The sequence below is a fragment of the Ruminococcus sp. AF20-12LB genome, assembly GCF_003478985.1.
Lineage (GTDB): Bacteria > Bacillota > Clostridia > Lachnospirales > Lachnospiraceae > Blautia_A.
The window spans coordinates 134,428-150,521 of record NZ_QUGH01000002.1; the positions used below are offsets into that span (position 1 = coordinate 134,428).

Below are 16,094 nucleotides of genomic sequence, written 5' to 3' on the forward strand. Positions count from 1 at the left end.
ATGCGGCTGGCTTTTTGCATTTATTTTGATACAATTATTACATAAAAGACATGGAACTGAAATAAGAATTTTTGGTTACTGTTCATTGGTAATATTCCGCGAGGTGATTTTTGTGAGCAAAGGTCACAGAAAACCCGGGAAATACCGCGTGAATTTATGAGATTAGCATAAATTTTGTATATCGCGAAGCGTGTTGCTGAGAACGGAGAGAACAGTAACAGTTCTTGATGCAGGCCAGAATATGTTAACGGGAGGATAAATAATATGATAATCATAGGTGAAAAGATCAATGGATCCATCCCCTCTGTGGCGGAGGCGATCGCAAACAGAGATGCAGAATTCATCAAGCAGCGGGCACTTGCTCAGGCAAACTCAGGAGCAAGCTATATCGATTGCTGCGCATCTGTTCCGGAAGCAGAAGAAGTAGAAACCTTGAAATGGATGATCGACTGTATTCAGGAAGTGACAGATCTTCCGATTTCCGTAGACAGTCCCAGCGCAGATGTTCTTACAGAAGCTTACAAATTCTGCAGAAAACCGGGTATTTTTAACTCTGTATCCGGTGAGGGAGATAAGATCGATAAGATTTTTCCTCTTATGGCACAGCCTGAAAATAAAGGGTGGCAGGTTATCGCACTTCTAAGCGATGATACAGGTATCCCCAAAAGTGCGGAAGACAGGCTGAAGGTATTTGACAAGATCATGGCAAAAGCAAAAGAGTACGGAATTTCACCGGATCGTATCCATATTGATCCATTGGTTGAGATGCTCTGTACATCTGAAGATGGTATTGCGATGAACGTGGAAGTAATTTCAAGTGTCCGTAAACAGTATCCGATGATCCACATCACAGCGGCGATCAGCAACATTTCCTTCAATCTGCCGGTACGTAAGCTTATCAATTTCGGATTTGTGGTACTTGCAATGAATGCTGGCCTTGACAGCGCGATCATGGATCCTACAAACAGAGATATGCTTGGACTTGTATATGCAACAGAGGCATTGCTTGGTCTGGATGATTACTGTATGGAATACATCGGAGCATACAGAGAAGGTCTGATCGGACCTGTAAAAAAATAAATAAAACGCATATGCGGAATGCGGATAAAAAATAAAAAGCGGAGGTGTTTGATTATGTCAAAAATCACAGAAGTAGCAGAATTGGTAGAAAAAGGAAAAGCAAAACTTGTAGGTGCAGCTGTACAGTCAGCTCTTGATGAAGGCTGTGAGGCAACAGAGATTCTTAACAGCATGATCGATGCAATGGCTGTTGTAGGTGAAAGATTTAAAAACGGAGAAATCTTTGTTCCGGAAATGCTGGTAGCAGCCCGTGCAATGAAAAAGGGTGTTGAGGTTCTGAAACCGCATCTTGCATCCGGCGCTACAGGAAGTATGGGAAAACTTATCATCGCTACTGTAGCAGGAGATCTTCATGATATCGGGAAGAATCTTGTTGCGATGATGATCGAAAGTGCCGGCTTTGAAGTTATTGATCTCGGTGTTGATGTACCTGCATCGAAGGTTATTGAATGTTACAAAGAAAATCCGGATGTTAAGGTAATTGCACTTTCAGCGCTGCTCACAACTACAATGCCGGCTCTGAAGGATACAGTTGCAGCACTTAATGCGGAAGATTTCAGAAGCAATGTTAAGATTATGGTTGGAGGAGCACCGATCACGAAGGAATTTGCAGATGAGATCGGCGCAGATGGATATTCAGAAGATGCAGCAAGCGCAGCAGTTCTTGCAAAAGCTTTGGCAGCATAAGGGAAAATAAAACGGGCCGCTCTGTATTGTCTGTGCATGGCATAGACGGCAGAGCGGCTTTTGCTTTACAGTGACCATCGGAGGGATAAAAATGTACCGAATAAAATTTATCAGGGAGGAAAAGGAGATTCTGGTGGAACCGGGTACCAGGATCCTTGAGGCGGAAAGAAAAGCAAAGCTGGTTCCTGATGCACCTTGCGGAGGCCGGGGAAAGTGCGGGAAATGTCGTGTTAAAATAGAGGATCACATGGTGCTTGCATGTCAGACGGAAATCCACAGTGACCTTGAAGTAGATACATTGTCCGGATGCCAGGAAGAGGAAATCCTTACAGAAGGAATGCAGAGACCGGTTGCGTTCAGGCCTGATCTGAAACAGAAAAAAGTGATTCTTGAGAAACCGGAGACAGGAGACAACCGCTCTGAATGGGAGCGGCTGACAGAACAGCTGGATGTGGAAAAACCTGTTCTGCCTGATACTGAAATTGCATCGAAGCTTTACGGCTGCAGAAAAGAAGCAGAAGAATGGTATGTGATCTGTGCAGGAAATGAGCTCCTGGATATCAGCAGAGAAGAGAAAAAAATCTGTTTTGCGGCTTTTGATATAGGTACAACGACGGTGGTCGGCTATCTTATGGATGCGTTGACCGGGAAGCAGCTGGCTCTCAAGAGCAGAATGAACCCACAGACTCAGTATGGCGCAGATGTGATCATGCGGGCGGATCATGCTCTGGAGCATGGCGTAGAGCAGCTGACCGGCTGCATACGGAATGCGGTTGATGAAATGCTCCAGGAACTGGCAGAGGAAGCAGGAAGAAGCACATCAGATATCTGTCAGGTATCTGTGGTAGGAAATACCTGCATGCATCATCTTTTTCTTGGGATTTCTCCGGCATCGCTGGTCCATGCACCGTATAATCCGGCGATCAGTCAGGGGCTTACACTGAATGCAAAGCAATATGGGCTCCATATCCACAGAAAGGGGCAGCTGCTTATGCTGCCTGATATAGCCGGGTATGTAGGGGCAGATACCTGTGGCTGCATTTTGACGCTCAGACAGGATCACCAGAACGAGATCAGCCTTATGATCGATATTGGAACGAACGGGGAGATGGTCCTTGGAAATAAAACGAGATTAGCCTGCTGTTCAACAGCTGCCGGTCCGGCATTTGAAGGTGCAAAGATCGAGTGCGGGATGCGCGGAGGAGCAGGAGCAGTAGATCATGTAGTATACAAAGATGGAAAATGGGAATACACGACTATAGGAAATAAGGCTCCGGCAGGCTTATGCGGTTCAGGTCTGATCGATCTTGTGGCACAGCTGTACCTGGCTGGCTTTATTGATGAAAGTGGTCATCTGGAAAGCGGCCAGGAAAAGGCGGGAGTGTTTGTGCTGGTACCTCCGGAAAAGTCGGGAAATGACAGGGGCGTTTATCTGACACAGAAGGATATCGGAGAGGTGCAGCTGGCAAAAGCGGCTATCGCAGCGGGAATCTTTCTTCTTATGAAAAGACTGGAGATCACGGAAAAGGATATTAAACAGGTCTATCTTGCCGGTGCATTCGGCAATTACATGAATCCGGAAAGTGCGGCGGCGATCGGGATGTTCCCGGCTGAGCTGCTGCCCAAGATACAGCCGGTGGGAAATGCAGCCGGAGAAGGTGCCAGGATCGCGCTTCTGAATGAAGAGGAAAGAAAAGAAATGGATCGGATTGTCAAAAATATGGATTTTGTGGAGCTGGCAGCCTCGCCGGAGTTCCAGGACTGTTTTGTGGATGGCTTATGCTTTCCGTAATGCGAGGAGAATGGATATGCTTAATATAAAAGAACTGGAAGAAATGGGAAAAAAGGCAGGATTTTCTCATGTAGCGCTTCTGAAGAGCGATTCGATCGAGCTTATGCCGGAGGTAAGGGAAATGTGCAAAAATAATATCTGCCATATGTATGCAAAACGCTGGAGCTGTCCTCCCGGATGCGGAGATCTTGAAGTATGCAGAAAAAAGATAGAAAAGTACAGGGAAGGCATTATTGTCCAGACAGTGGGGAAACTGGAGGATCCTCTGGACGGAGAGACGATGATGGAGACAGAAGCGGTTCATAAACAGAATTTTTATGAATTTGAAAAAGTGCTCAGAGAAAGATGGCCGGGTATGCTCCCCATAGGGGCCGGGTGCTGTACAAAATGTAAAACGTGTACATATCCGGATGCTCCATGCCGTTTCCCCGAACAGGCATTTTCTTCGATGGAAGCCTATGGAATGCTGGTAACACAGGTATGCCAGGCAAATGGTCTGGAATACTATTATGGTCCCTGTACGATCGCCTATACCAGCTGCTATCTTCTTGAATAGAACAGGAGTGAAAAAATGAATGACAGAGAACGGGAGGCATATCTGAGCAGGATCGGATATGAGGGTGAATTGAGAACAGATAAAAAATGTCTGGAAAAGATAATGGAACTTCATCTTTGCAGTATTCCCTTTGAAAATCTGGAAGTTTTTGACGAGGGAAGGATTCCTTCTCTGAGGTCGGAAGATATTTATGAGAAGATCATTGCCAGAAAACGAGGCGGATATTGCTTTGAGCTGAATAAATTGTTTTATGAGTTTCTGAAAGCTTTGGATTTCCGTGTGATCCCTGTGGCGGTAAGGATATTGTGGAACCGGGAAGAGCTTCCGCCGGTCCTGCACCGGGCAACCCTTGTTATTTTTGAGGAAGGAAGCTATTACTGTGATGTAGGATACGGAGGTCCCGGACCCAAGAAGCCGGTTCTTATGAAGGATGGTATCCACAGAGAAAAAAACGGATGGTACCGTGTTAACATGAAACCGGGAAATACAAACGGAGAGATTCTTGTTGAACGAAAGAAAGAAGAAAAATATCTGCCAATACTCAGATTTTCACAGATTCCTGCAGTAGAAGCAGATTTTGAACTGCTGAATTTCTATTGTGCAAAATCTCCGGATGTATTGTTTACCAGAAAAAGAGTGGTGAGCATCTGCAGGCCGGAAGGAAGTGTTGCGCTGACCGGGGATGTTCTTACGATCCAGAAGGAAGATGGATCCATTGAAACGAAAATAAGCGATTCGGAAGAAACCATCAGGCTATGGATGGAACATTATTTCGGATTGGAGTTTTTACAGATATAAACAGAAAAAAGGACCAGGTTGTCAGGTGACAGTCTGGTCCTTTTCCTGCAGAAGAAAGCAGAGCTGCAGAAGAAGCCGGTCTTTCGGATTATCCAGATCAACCTTTGTGAGCTTCTGGATGCGCTCCAGACGGTAGGTCAGGGAACTTCTATGTATAAAAAGCTCACGGGCTGTCTGAAGAGAATTGCGTTCATGCTCCAGATAGACCTTGAGTGTGTGATACAGTTCAGTATTGTTTTTTCGGTCATAATTCTGCAGTGCATCCAGCCGTGAAGAGACCAGAAGCTCGGGACTGATCTGATGGCTGATCTGGGAAAGCATATATTCCAGAAGATAAGCATCAAAATGATAGCACCAGGCCATGCTCTGACTTTTTTTGCCCAGGCGCAAGGCGGAAACAGCCTGAATATATCCCTGAGGGATCAGGAGAAAATCACGAAATTCAGAGCTTACTCCCATTTTAAAAAGCCCTTCGCGCAGGATGATCGCAAGTGAACTGATAACATCGGAAGATACAGAGTGCTTAAAGGACAGATTAACGATCACAACGATTCCCTGCTGATAGGTAAAAGCCAGACCTTCCGGGATCTGGGCTTCAATGTGTCCCAGTGTGGCGATGGAAGAGTGCATACGGTCATCCTGCTGCTGGGTTTCCAGACGAAGTACAAGATACCGGTCATGGCGATTCCAGTTCAGATACTGGATCTGATCGGTAACTGCCTGTAGTTCTGTGAGCTTTCCGGAAAGATACTCCGTGAAAAACTGCCGGGAGTCATTTCCCATTGAAATTTGGAACAGATTATGCCGACGGATGCACAGCTCGATAAAGGAGCCAAGATATTCAAGAGCAGAAAAATGTCCGGGCTGTATCTCCGTCTGGAGCTCATCCACACAAAGCCGGCCCTGATAATTGCCGCTGACCCAGAGATTCATGTAGAGGATACGGTAACCGCGGAGCTCTTCGGAATAAATATTGGCGCCGTGGGTGATAAGTGTGCGCTGGTATTCGGCGTCAAGCTTGAAATCCTGAATCAGGCTTAAAGGTGCGATGAGTCTTCCTGTACGCTGGTCATGGACCCATTCGGACATACCGGTTACGTGCCGGGGAGAAGAAAGGATATAGAAGTTGGTGTCGTGGGCAAAAACCGGATTATGAAATATATCCAGACTGGCTTCCAGCATTTCATTCAACGGATCGATACTTCCAAGTGCAAGCTGGAGTTTACTGTCCCAGTCAGAATATCTGTCAAAGGTCTGCTGTATCTGGTTGAAGATCTCAGAAAAAGAAAGGGTTCCCTTAATGTGAAGGATCCTGCAGCTTTCGGAAAAGCAGGAAAGATCACCGGAGCCCACCACTACAAATGCGATGTTCTGGTATCGCAGAAAGCTTTCGGAAAGAGAATTGCCGAAGACAAGATAAAGGTAGCATGGCTTCAGCAGGGCTCCTGCCTGATATATGCGAAGACCATCCAGCGTCAGGGGGTCTTCACGGCAGAGGATGGAAACATCCTCTTTTTTCTCCGCAAAATCGTCAGCAATGATCTGGAGATTAAGATGGAAGCCGGTATGCGGGCTATTCACGAAATGCTCTCTTTTATTCAAAATATTTCCTCCAATTCATAAAAGCCTTGTATTTATAGGAAATTATAACATATTAGACGGAAAATAAAAAGAAAACGGAGAGAAAATTATTTGTGCATATTTACAATAATAACTGTACAAAAAGTATGAAGTATTGGAGAAAGAATGAAGAAGTGTGCGGATTTACGAACAGGAAAAAAACAACTATACTATAACCATCAAAGGTAACGTGAAGTTGTGGAAATGGCCGGCCCCACAAAAAACAGCGAAGGGGGAAAGAAAATGAGTAAAAATGAAATACCGAAACAAGATCCGAAACAGAAAAAGGGTCTTACAAATGCCCTGAAATATTTCTTTGGTGTTGGTGATGCCGGATTTGTTCTTATGAGTAACATCGAGACATTTTACTTTATGACATTTCTGACGGATCTGGCAGGCTTTGCAGCTGGTGTAGCTGGTGTGATCAATTCCGTATTTACCATTGTTGATGCCTGTCTGTCCTGGCTTTACGGAGGAATCATCAATGGCACAAAAGCAAAGAAATGGGGGCGTTATCGTTCCTGGCTGATCATGGTTCCGTGGATGGTGCCGTTTCTGTATGCATTCATGTTCATACGTGTCAGCGATAATGAATGGGTTTCGGCAGTGGTGATCATTGTCGCATCCATCGCATCTCATGTGGCATGGAATTTCAGCTATGTTGCCAACGCAACCCTGATCAGTGTTGTTGGTAAAACACCGGAAGACAAAGCAACGCTTGCATCCTCCAGGGCAACCTGGAATAACATAGGCGGTCTGTTGTTTTCCTATATGGGTCTTCCGTTTGCAACACTTCTTGCCGGATATGTCGGTGAGAAAAATAAATTTGCAGCAGCAGCTTTCTGCCTGGGTATTCTGATGGTCGTAACCTATTTTGCCCATTTCAAGATGACGGAAGGCTATGAAGAGATTGAAACGGAAACAGCAGGAAAGAAAAATGACAAAACAAAGATCACGATCAGAGAGATGTTTGCTTCCCTGTTTCAGAATCCGCCTCTTATGGTCCTGATGCTGGCAGACCTTGCAAAATGGTGTGTGAAATTTGTAACAGCAGCATCTGCTATTTACTATTTCAGGGATGCAATGGGAAATCCGGGACTGATGACCACTTATCTTCTCTGGGTTGCTATCGGTGCCATCATCGGTGCTTTTTCCATGAGATACATTGCAAAAGCAATATCATCCCGTACAACTATGATCATCGCTTATGCAGGAATGGCAGTATCACTGTTCCTTGTATACATTTTCTACGGAAATGCAATGACAGTGATCGCTCTTATGACACTTGCCCAGTTCTTTTATGGCATGGCTTTTGCAGCTTCACCTGCACTTTATGCGGACACTGTAGTGTATGCAACATGGAAGAGCGGAAAAGATGCATCCGGATGGATCATGGGATTACAGAATCTTCCGCTGAAGATTGCCGTGTTCTTAAGAGGAACGATTCTCAGCGCCTGTCTTGTGGCGGTAGGCTGGAAATCCGGAGTTGTTCTTGAGGGGACGGCTCGTCAGGGAATGACGATTTCCTTTGCGCTTGTTCCGGCTATTTTCTGTCTGGCAGGTCTTCTGCTTCTGGTGTTTGGATTTAAGATCACAAAGGAAAAGGTTCTTCAGTATCAGGCTGAGATTGATGCAAGATCATAAAGATAAGTGATCGGGTATTTTGAAAGATCACAGGATAATAAAGGAGGAAGCATTATGTTGAAAGCATCGGAGATTTTACTTGAAACGATAAAAAAGGACGGCAGGCCGGAACGACTTCTGAGACAGTATGAGGGTGCGACCTTTTACCCGCCGAACCCGGCAAATAATTATGTGCGTGGAAACCGTCACCGTGGTATGGAGCCTATGAAGGATCTTTTCGGAACTGAGATCCTCTGGCCCCAGGAACAGCTGGCTGCAATGCCACATGTAACAGAGGACAACAAAGTCATTGATGATATCACAGAATGGAAAGAGCAGCTGGTGATCCCTGATATTGTCGGTCAGTGCTCGGATCCGGCTTTATGGGAACCATTTAAACAGAAGGCACAGGAGATAAAGGATTCAGGAAGCCTTTTCATGGCATTTATGCCTACAGGTGTTTTTGAGAGGCTTCACTTCCTGATGGGATTTGAGGATATGCTGGTGAACTTCCTTCTTGAGCCGGAGGATATGATGGATCTCTGCAATGCCATTGGGGAGTACCGTTTTCAGCTTACAAAGCTGATCGTTGATAATCTCCACCCGGATATCATCCTTTCCCACGATGACTGGGGTTCCAAGCAGTCCCTGTTCATCAGTCCGGACACATGGAGAGAATTTATCAAACCACAGTATGAAAGATCCTATAAATATATGAAAGACCATGGAGTGATCATCATGCATCACGCAGATTCCTTCATGGAACCGATCATAGAGGATATGGTTGATCTTGGGATTGACATCTGGCAGGGAACACTTCCGCAGAATGATATTCCGAAGCTCCAGAAACAGCTGAACGGAAGAATGACACTTATGGGTGGAATCGATGCTTCTATTGTAGACCGTGTGGATTCCACAGAAGAAGAGATCCGCAAGGAGGTCAGAAGAGCATGTGAGGAGTATGCACCACACGGACATTTCATCCCATGTATTACCTATGGAGGTCCCGGTTGTCTGTTCCCTCATGTAGATTCAATTATTGATGACGAGATTGAAAAATATAATAAGGAGCATTCCTGTAATTCATTAAAAGCGCCAATTGAATAAAAAAGAACCTCAAGGTATGATTGAGTTGCATCTTGGCGGATGTAAACAAAACAATCAAGCACTGGAGGTTCCAAATGAATTATACACAGAATGAAAAGATTGAGCAAGTAACAGATTCAACAATGGTTGTCGGAGTTGATATCGGAAGCCAGATACATTATGCAAGAGCTTTTGATAACAGAGGACGCGAACTTACAAAACGTATTTTTTCTTTTCATAACAATCTGGAAGGGTTCAATTCTTTCAACCTTTGGGCAGAGACACTTAAGACTGAGAATAAAAAGACTGCAGTTCTGATAAGAGACCTGGTATACAGCCGTGACAGGATCATAAAGCAGCACAACATATCTGCAAACAGGATCCAGAGATGGCTTGCAATACATTTCCCGGAATATCTGGGATTATACACACGATTTGATGCAATAAGCGGCCTGGCAGTGCTTGAAAAAGCACCATTGCCAAAAGATGTGATCGCGCTTGGAGTAAATGGGATCCGAAAGATCTGGCATGATAAAAAGATGCGTGGCAGAGGAGTTACTGAAGATAGGGCAAAGACCCTGGTTGAAGCTGCGCACAACAGTGTTGGACTTGACGGAGAGATTGGAACAAAAAGTGAATTATATATGCTGCTTGGTTTCCAGCACGGTTTATCTTTACGGAGAACCGAAGACAAGTACCGTCTGGGCATCTATTGATCTGAAGCAGCGGCAGCTTTTGGATATGGATTAAAATTCACATAATCTTTATTTGATTATTTGAAAAAACAGTGCTATAGTAAAGTTGGTTCCGGAAAACGGATGATTTATGGATACCAGAAGAGGACCGGGCGGAACCAATTACTGTTGACCGGTCAGAATCTGGATCAGGAAAGAAGGAAGAGGGAAAAAATTGCGTAAAAAATCACATATACTGTTAGGCAGATACCTGGCTGACCAGATGTCTGAGGTGTACAGTCTTCAGCAGCACAGAAAAGCGTTTTGCCTGGGCAATATCATGCCTGATCTGAAACCATCATTTCTCACCACCAGACATGAGTTTTTCGGGACATTTGATCATCTCCAGAATAAGATGAGGGCGCTTGTCGAGAAGAACCCGGAGGAAGAGAATGCCAGAGTATACTGGAGAAGATTCGGTGAGGTCATGCATTATATGGCTGATTATTTTACTTTTCCTCATAACAAAACATACGAAGGAAATCTTGCAGCACATAATTCTTATGAAGCTGAGCTGAAGAACCGCCTGAGAGAGTGTATCCTCAGCGGCGCAGCAGACAGCCAGCTGGAAGAAGCAAAGCAGTTTGAAAGCTTTGAGGAACTTGTGGAATATATCCGTGAGCGTCATGCATATTATCTGGAAAGCCCGCGGTGCATTGCCGATGACATTCGTTTTATCCTTCGGGTGTGCTATCAGGTTGTACAGGGGATTTTTCAGCTCTGTGTCAGAAAACAGTTTCATATGGGCGGACAGCCGGCAGTGACTGTCTGACAGTATACAAAAAGCCGCAGTGTGTGAGAACGCTGTGGCTTTTTTATGTTATGGTAAACCAAAAAGAATCTTACAAAAATATGAATAAAAAGTGAAAAAAAGATGAATTGGAAGAGATATCCTACCAGAACGGTTGATTTCACAATTTTCGTATGCTAAAATAAATTGAATTAAACTTTAAATTATCAAATGGTTTAAGGCAGACCTTTATTATAGGGGAAGTAAAGGGATGTTCAAGGAAAGAAGGGAGCATCTTAATAAATATGAAGAACAAGTACCTGAATAAGTTTTTTTGCATCACGATGTTATCAGCTATGGTACTGGCAGTTCCAACCGGAGTAAAAGCCGCCGAGGAAGCAGATAATATTGTTGCTGAGGAAGGTGTTTCGGGAGACGGAAGTGAGGTAAGTGAATCGGAAGTTCTGGCAGATCCGGTGCCGACAGCTGCGCCGGAGCCGGAAATAACTGCTGCACCTGAACCGGAACCAACTACAGCACCGGGACCAACGGATACACCGGCGCCTGCGCCGACGGAAACACCGGAGCCAACCGCAACACCTGCACCGACGGAAACACCGGAGCCAACCGCGACACCTGCACCAACGGCGACACCGGAACCGACAGCGACACCTGCACCAACGACAACGCCGGAACCAACCGCAACACCCGCACCGACGGAAACACCGGCTAGGGATGATTCTGCAAAGGTACAGGCGGTGATCCGGAAGATCAAAGCACTGGCAGGCAGAACGATCACAGCAGCAGATAAAGCTGAGATAGAGAGCGCACGTGCAGCTTATGAGGCGCTGTCTAATAAAGAAAAGGCCAAAGTTACGAATTATAAGATTCTGACGGAGGCAGAAGCCAAGCTTGCAGCTGTCGACAAGAACGACAGTGATAACAAAAATACAGAGATCACAGATGGAAATAACGCAACAGCAACACAGATCGGAGATCCTGTTTATGTGACAAATATGGTTTCCAATCTTCATGCAGGCAAGGATTTTTATCTGGATAGTCTTAAGAACAATTATCATCTGTCCTTCTCCGATGATTTTGCTTCTGTAATGGAAGAGATTGAAAGAGAATATAAAGAGAAGAACAAGCTTACCGATACGGAGAATACACTTCTGGTAAGAAACTGGCAGGATATCCTTGCTGTTTATATTTATGAAAAGAGCAAAGCAGGAGTAACGTCATTTACATTGGATGCATCCTGTAAGGATGATCTGGCAAGGATCTTTGCGGAGATGAACCCGATCGTCAGGGACAAACAGGATATTACCAAGATATCCTACGGAAATCGCAAGATCAACTACTACATCAAGAAGAACAATATTGCGAAGGAAGACAGAAGCGTCCTTAAGAAATATGTGGAAACAGACTGTAAGCTTCTCTGTGCGGTAGTTACCGCATCCAAAGGCTTTGTCCGTGAAAGTGTGGGAGACGATGTTTCTGAGGATCGTGTAGATGTTATCACTGCAGCGTATTCACTGGTTGGTAAGGTTGGGTATTTCTGGGGCGGTAAATCTACGGTGATCGGAGAAGACCCAAGCTGGGGTTCCGTTGAGAAGGTATCTGCAGACGGCAGCAGAAGCTCCGGTACGCTCCGTGCATATGGTCTGGACTGTAGCGGTTTTGTTACCTGGGCGGTGATCAATGGATATAAGAATCAGGGAATGCAGGCAGCAGTTGGAGACGGAACCTCTGACCAGTGGGAGAAGGCCGGTGTTGTCAGCGAAGCAGATGCACAGCCAGGAGATCTGGTATTCCAGAGAGGACCGGAAGCAGGAAGCAACAACCACGTTGGTATCCTGTGCGGAAAGACGGATTCCGGCGACTGGATCGCAGTACATTGTTCTTCCAGCAAGAATGGTGTAACGGTTGGTGAGGCATACAGTGCAAGCTTCCGTTATATCAGAAAACCATCCTTCTATCAGGATACAACAGCGGAGGAAACAGTTGATAAGACCACAGCTATAGAGAATGATGTTCTGACAGAGGAGAGTGCAGAAAAGCTCCTTACGGATGTGGTTAGATCCGATGCACTGAAGGATGCACTGGCATCCAGTGATACTGTTTCCAGTAACCTTCTTGCAGATTTTAAGAATACGGCTCTGCAGGAGGACGAGGAAGAAGATGAAGTTGAGACGCTGACTCTGGATCAGGAGACCATGGACGATGCAGTGGATACATTTGATGATGATGTAGAAACACTGGAAATGGAAAACTAAGGGACAGCGATTGAAGATAAGGGCAGTCTCCCACGGGAGGCTGCCCTTTCTTACAATCGCTGCTTCAGACAGAGGACATGATATTATGAAAAAAAGAAATTTCTGCCCCATGGCAGCCGCAGTACTTGCAGCCGCAGTGATCCTTCAGCCCTTTAGCGCTTCGGCAGGGGCACTGGATCAGATCCGATCCATAGCAAAGAGCGTTATTTCAGGGGAGCCAAAGGAAGTAGAGGAACTGCGTCAGATGGAGGTTGCCCAGAGCGAAGAAGGACATCAGGAATATTATTTCAAACAGCTTACGGAAGAAGAGCAGAGAGTATATCGGGAGCTGCTGAAAGGAATCCGTGCCCGGGAAAAGGAGTTTTATCTGACAATCTCCGATGATGACAGTATTGACAGAAGCTATCATGCAGTATTGAAAGACCACCCGGAGATATTCTGGGTCCACAATCGTGAAAAAATCTACAAAACTACGTATTCAGACAGTGATTACTGCGTTTTTACTCCGGGTTATACTTATACAGACAGCGAGATCGATGAGATACAAACGGCAATGGAGCAGAGCTTTCAGGAGGTCAGAGCCCTGATTCCGGAGGATGCCGGTGACTACGAGAAGATACGCATTGTTTATACGTATGTTATTGACCATACCCAGTATCAGACCGGGGAGGATGATCAGAGCATAGCAGGTGTTTTCTGGAAAAAATCCGCAGTCTGTGCCGGATATGCAGGAGCTGTCCAGTATCTTCTGGAAAGGCTGGATATTCCCTGTATTTATGTGGACGGAAGCACAAAAGGAAGTACAGAGGGTCATGCATGGGATATTGTAAAAATTGGCCAGGAGTATTATTATGTAGATGCTACCAATGGGGATCAGCCGGATTTTCTAAATGGAGATGCCGCGCAGCTGGAAGAACATAAGACGATCATTTACGATTATCTCTGCCCTTTCCCGGAAGAATACGAAAAAACCTATACACCATCGGAAGAACTGACAGTTCCGGCATGTACTGCGAGGGATCTGGATTTTTATGTGCTGAACCAGGGGTACTTTGAAGATTACAGCTGGCAGGATATATATGATTATTGTAAGATGAGACTGGATAATGGTGCGGCTGTTGTGCGTTTCAAGTTTGGCGGTCAGGAAGCTTTTTCCGAAGCCTGTCAGGAACTGCTGGATGATGGCGTGGTACAGAATGTGGCACAGTATTATATGAAACTTCACGGACTTGGTCAGGTGGAGTATCATTATGGAGTGATGGATAATTTTTATACCATATATTTTATTTTCTGAAATATCTTTGGGAAGATTTCCGGAGGTTTTGGAAAGAGAGGAGTAAATTATGAATATGGATATGTTGTCAAGAGGATTTGACATACTGCAGAGAGCAGGAGGTATGGAACAGATCAGCCAGCTGATGGTGATCGTATACGGAGTGCTCTGTGTTTTCGGGCTTTTGAACTGTATCCTGGGATATCGTATCCTCCGGTTCTGGATGATGATCTTTGGATTTATCATTGGAGCAGGTGCCGGCTTTGGTGTGACCTATATGTCCGGTGTTCAGGATAAAATGGTGATCGTAGGTGCCATGGCGGGACTTGGAATCGTACTGGCTGTTGTTTCGTTTCTGATCTACAGGGCAGGAATCTTTGTACTGGGATTTGGTATCGGAATAACATTGAGTATTTATCTGATTCATCCGACCAGTTCCTTTTCCTTTTTCCTGTGCATCCTTATCGGCGTGGGACTGGGAGTACTTGCCATGCGTTATGCAAAAGGCGTGATCATTGTCGGAACCAGTATACTGGGTGGCGTTCTGGCAGGATTATCCATTGCAAAGATCGCAGGGCTGGCGCAGTTTCCATATGGCGTCGGTATGGCAGCGGGAATTGTGATCCTTGGTATGCTGATCCAGTTCGCTATCAACAAAGACCGATACGATGAGGAAGATGACGATGACGAAGAAGAGGATGACGACGATGGAGCTCTGCCGGAGGAGATCAGGAAGCCGGCAGGAAGGGACCGTAGAGGAAACGGCCGTGAATACACCTCTGACCGTAGCAGGGACGATCGCAGATATATATCCGAAAACCGGGCAAACGATGACCGGGAAAGCCGGGGTGAAAGACGTTCCCGCAGACCATCTGACAGAGAAGAACGCAACTCTGACAGAAGAGAAAGAAATTATGCAGACAGCAGGAAAAAATCCGGAAGCGAAAGAAACAGCAAGAGTAGTTCCGCTGAAAGAAGAAGCACTTCCGGAACCTCCGGCAGAAACAGAACCACCGGCAGAAATTATGCTTCGGATGACAGAAGAGGCAGCAGATACAGCCAGAGCAGCAGCACCAGGGAACGAAGGAATGCAGGAACGGGAAGCAGATCCCGCTATGCAGATCCGGAGGATCATGAAGAATATGATCGCTTTGATGAGCCGGAAAACAGGGACAGCTATGAAGATTTTGAAAAACTGCAGCAGAAAAGACGCCGGATGGATATTGAAAATATGGCGGATTTTGATGAGCAGGAAGAATATGGAAATTACAGGAATGACCCGGATCTGATGAATGATGAGGATCTGGATGAGCTTGATGAGTGGAAAGACAACTGAGAAAAATCCGAGGAGTGACAGAAATGGGAAAAGAAGCCAAAACAAACGCGATGAGAATGCTGGATCGAAAAAAAGTAAAATATGAAGCGATCACATATGACTGTGGAGAGTTCATAGATGGGATCCACTGTGCAGACATCACAGGAGCCCCTCATGATCAATCCTTTAAGACCCTGGTCATGGAAGGGAAAAGAGGCGGCTACTATGTGTTTGTAGTTCCGATCGAAAAAGAGGTGGACCGTAAGGCAGCAGCAAAGTCTGTAGGTGAAAAAACAGTAGATATGATCCATGTAAAGGATCTTACAAAGATCACGGGCTATATCCGCGGAGGCTGCAGCCCTCTTGGAATGAAAAAAAATTATCCGGTGGTGTTTGACCAGTCTGCCGAAAACTTTGATGAGATCTATGTAAGCGGTGGAAGAGTGGGCCTTACCCTGAAGGTACCGCTTAAAGATCTTCTGGATGTAACACAGGGCAAGCTTGCTCCGATCACCATGGAGTAA

General features: G+C 45.5%; 14 protein-coding genes. 13 read left to right on the forward strand and 1 reads right to left on the reverse strand.

Going from position 1 to position 16,094, the window contains the following annotated elements:
- Nucleotides 1-264 precede the first annotated feature (264 nt).
- The 5 genes from DWX61_RS03310 to DWX61_RS03330 all read left to right on the forward strand — a co-directional run bounded on the left by DWX61_RS03310 (nt 265) and on the right by DWX61_RS03330 (nt 4,913).
- Complete coding sequence (locus DWX61_RS03310) at nt 265-1,080, forward strand: methyltetrahydrofolate cobalamin methyltransferase (protein WP_021650848.1); 816 nt, start codon at nt 265-267, stop codon at nt 1,078-1,080.
- A gap of 54 nt (nt 1,081-1,134) precedes the next feature.
- Nucleotides 1,135-1,767 carry a cobalamin B12-binding domain-containing protein gene (locus DWX61_RS03315; RefSeq protein WP_015524728.1) on the forward strand — a complete coding sequence of 211 codons (633 nt, stop codon included), beginning with the start codon at nt 1,135-1,137 and terminating at the stop codon, nt 1,765-1,767.
- A gap of 91 nt (nt 1,768-1,858) precedes the next feature.
- Nucleotides 1,859-3,559: an ASKHA domain-containing protein gene (locus tag DWX61_RS03320; protein ID WP_270426918.1), complete on the forward strand. Its 1,701-nt coding sequence runs from the start codon at nt 1,859-1,861 to the stop codon at nt 3,557-3,559.
- Between the two features lie 16 nt (nt 3,560-3,575).
- Nucleotides 3,576-4,115, forward strand: coding sequence for a DUF2284 domain-containing protein (locus tag DWX61_RS03325; protein ID WP_118623778.1), 540 nt, complete (start codon nt 3,576-3,578; stop codon nt 4,113-4,115).
- A gap of 15 nt (nt 4,116-4,130) precedes the next feature.
- Nucleotides 4,131-4,913 carry an arylamine N-acetyltransferase family protein gene (locus DWX61_RS03330; protein WP_118623780.1) on the forward strand — a complete coding sequence of 261 codons (783 nt, stop codon included), beginning with the start codon at nt 4,131-4,133 and terminating at the stop codon, nt 4,911-4,913.
- 21 nt (nt 4,914-4,934) lie between these two features.
- Here the strand turns inward: DWX61_RS03330 and DWX61_RS03335 are convergent, their stop codons facing one another.
- Nucleotides 4,935-6,515, reverse strand: a complete 1,581-nt coding sequence (locus DWX61_RS03335; protein WP_118623782.1) for a PucR family transcriptional regulator — start codon at nt 6,513-6,515, stop codon at nt 4,935-4,937.
- A gap of 261 nt (nt 6,516-6,776) precedes the next feature.
- On the opposite strand from DWX61_RS03335, the gene DWX61_RS03340 reads away from it, so the two are divergent.
- The 8 genes from DWX61_RS03340 to ybaK all read left to right on the forward strand — a co-directional run bounded on the left by DWX61_RS03340 (nt 6,777) and on the right by ybaK (nt 16,094).
- Complete coding sequence (locus DWX61_RS03340; RefSeq protein WP_118623784.1) at nt 6,777-8,177, forward strand: MFS transporter; 1,401 nt, start codon at nt 6,777-6,779, stop codon at nt 8,175-8,177.
- Between the two features lie 54 nt (nt 8,178-8,231).
- Complete coding sequence (locus DWX61_RS03345) at nt 8,232-9,263, forward strand: uroporphyrinogen decarboxylase family protein (RefSeq protein ID WP_110102183.1); 1,032 nt, start codon at nt 8,232-8,234, stop codon at nt 9,261-9,263.
- Between the two features lie 74 nt (nt 9,264-9,337).
- On the forward strand, nt 9,338-9,958 hold the full coding sequence (locus tag DWX61_RS18850; RefSeq protein ID WP_182433936.1) for a hypothetical protein: 621 nt from the start codon (nt 9,338-9,340) through the stop codon (nt 9,956-9,958).
- Between the two features lie 193 nt (nt 9,959-10,151).
- Nucleotides 10,152-10,748 (forward strand): zinc dependent phospholipase C family protein, encoded by a 597-nt coding sequence (locus DWX61_RS03355; RefSeq protein ID WP_118515887.1) that lies wholly within the window; start codon nt 10,152-10,154, stop codon nt 10,746-10,748.
- A 263-nt stretch (nt 10,749-11,011) separates the two neighbouring features.
- Complete coding sequence (locus DWX61_RS03360; protein WP_118623786.1) at nt 11,012-12,982, forward strand: NlpC/P60 family protein; 1,971 nt, start codon at nt 11,012-11,014, stop codon at nt 12,980-12,982.
- Between the two features lie 85 nt (nt 12,983-13,067).
- Nucleotides 13,068-14,276, forward strand: coding sequence for a transglutaminase domain-containing protein (locus tag DWX61_RS03365; RefSeq protein ID WP_244791115.1), 1,209 nt, complete (start codon nt 13,068-13,070; stop codon nt 14,274-14,276).
- Nucleotides 14,277-14,325: 49 nt separating this feature from the next.
- Entirely contained in the window at nt 14,326-15,591 is a 1,266-nt protein-coding gene (locus tag DWX61_RS03370; RefSeq protein ID WP_118623788.1) for a DUF4203 domain-containing protein, read from the forward strand.
- 23 nt (nt 15,592-15,614) lie between these two features.
- Complete coding sequence (gene ybaK / locus DWX61_RS03375; RefSeq protein ID WP_118623790.1) at nt 15,615-16,094, forward strand: Cys-tRNA(Pro) deacylase; 480 nt, start codon at nt 15,615-15,617, stop codon at nt 16,092-16,094.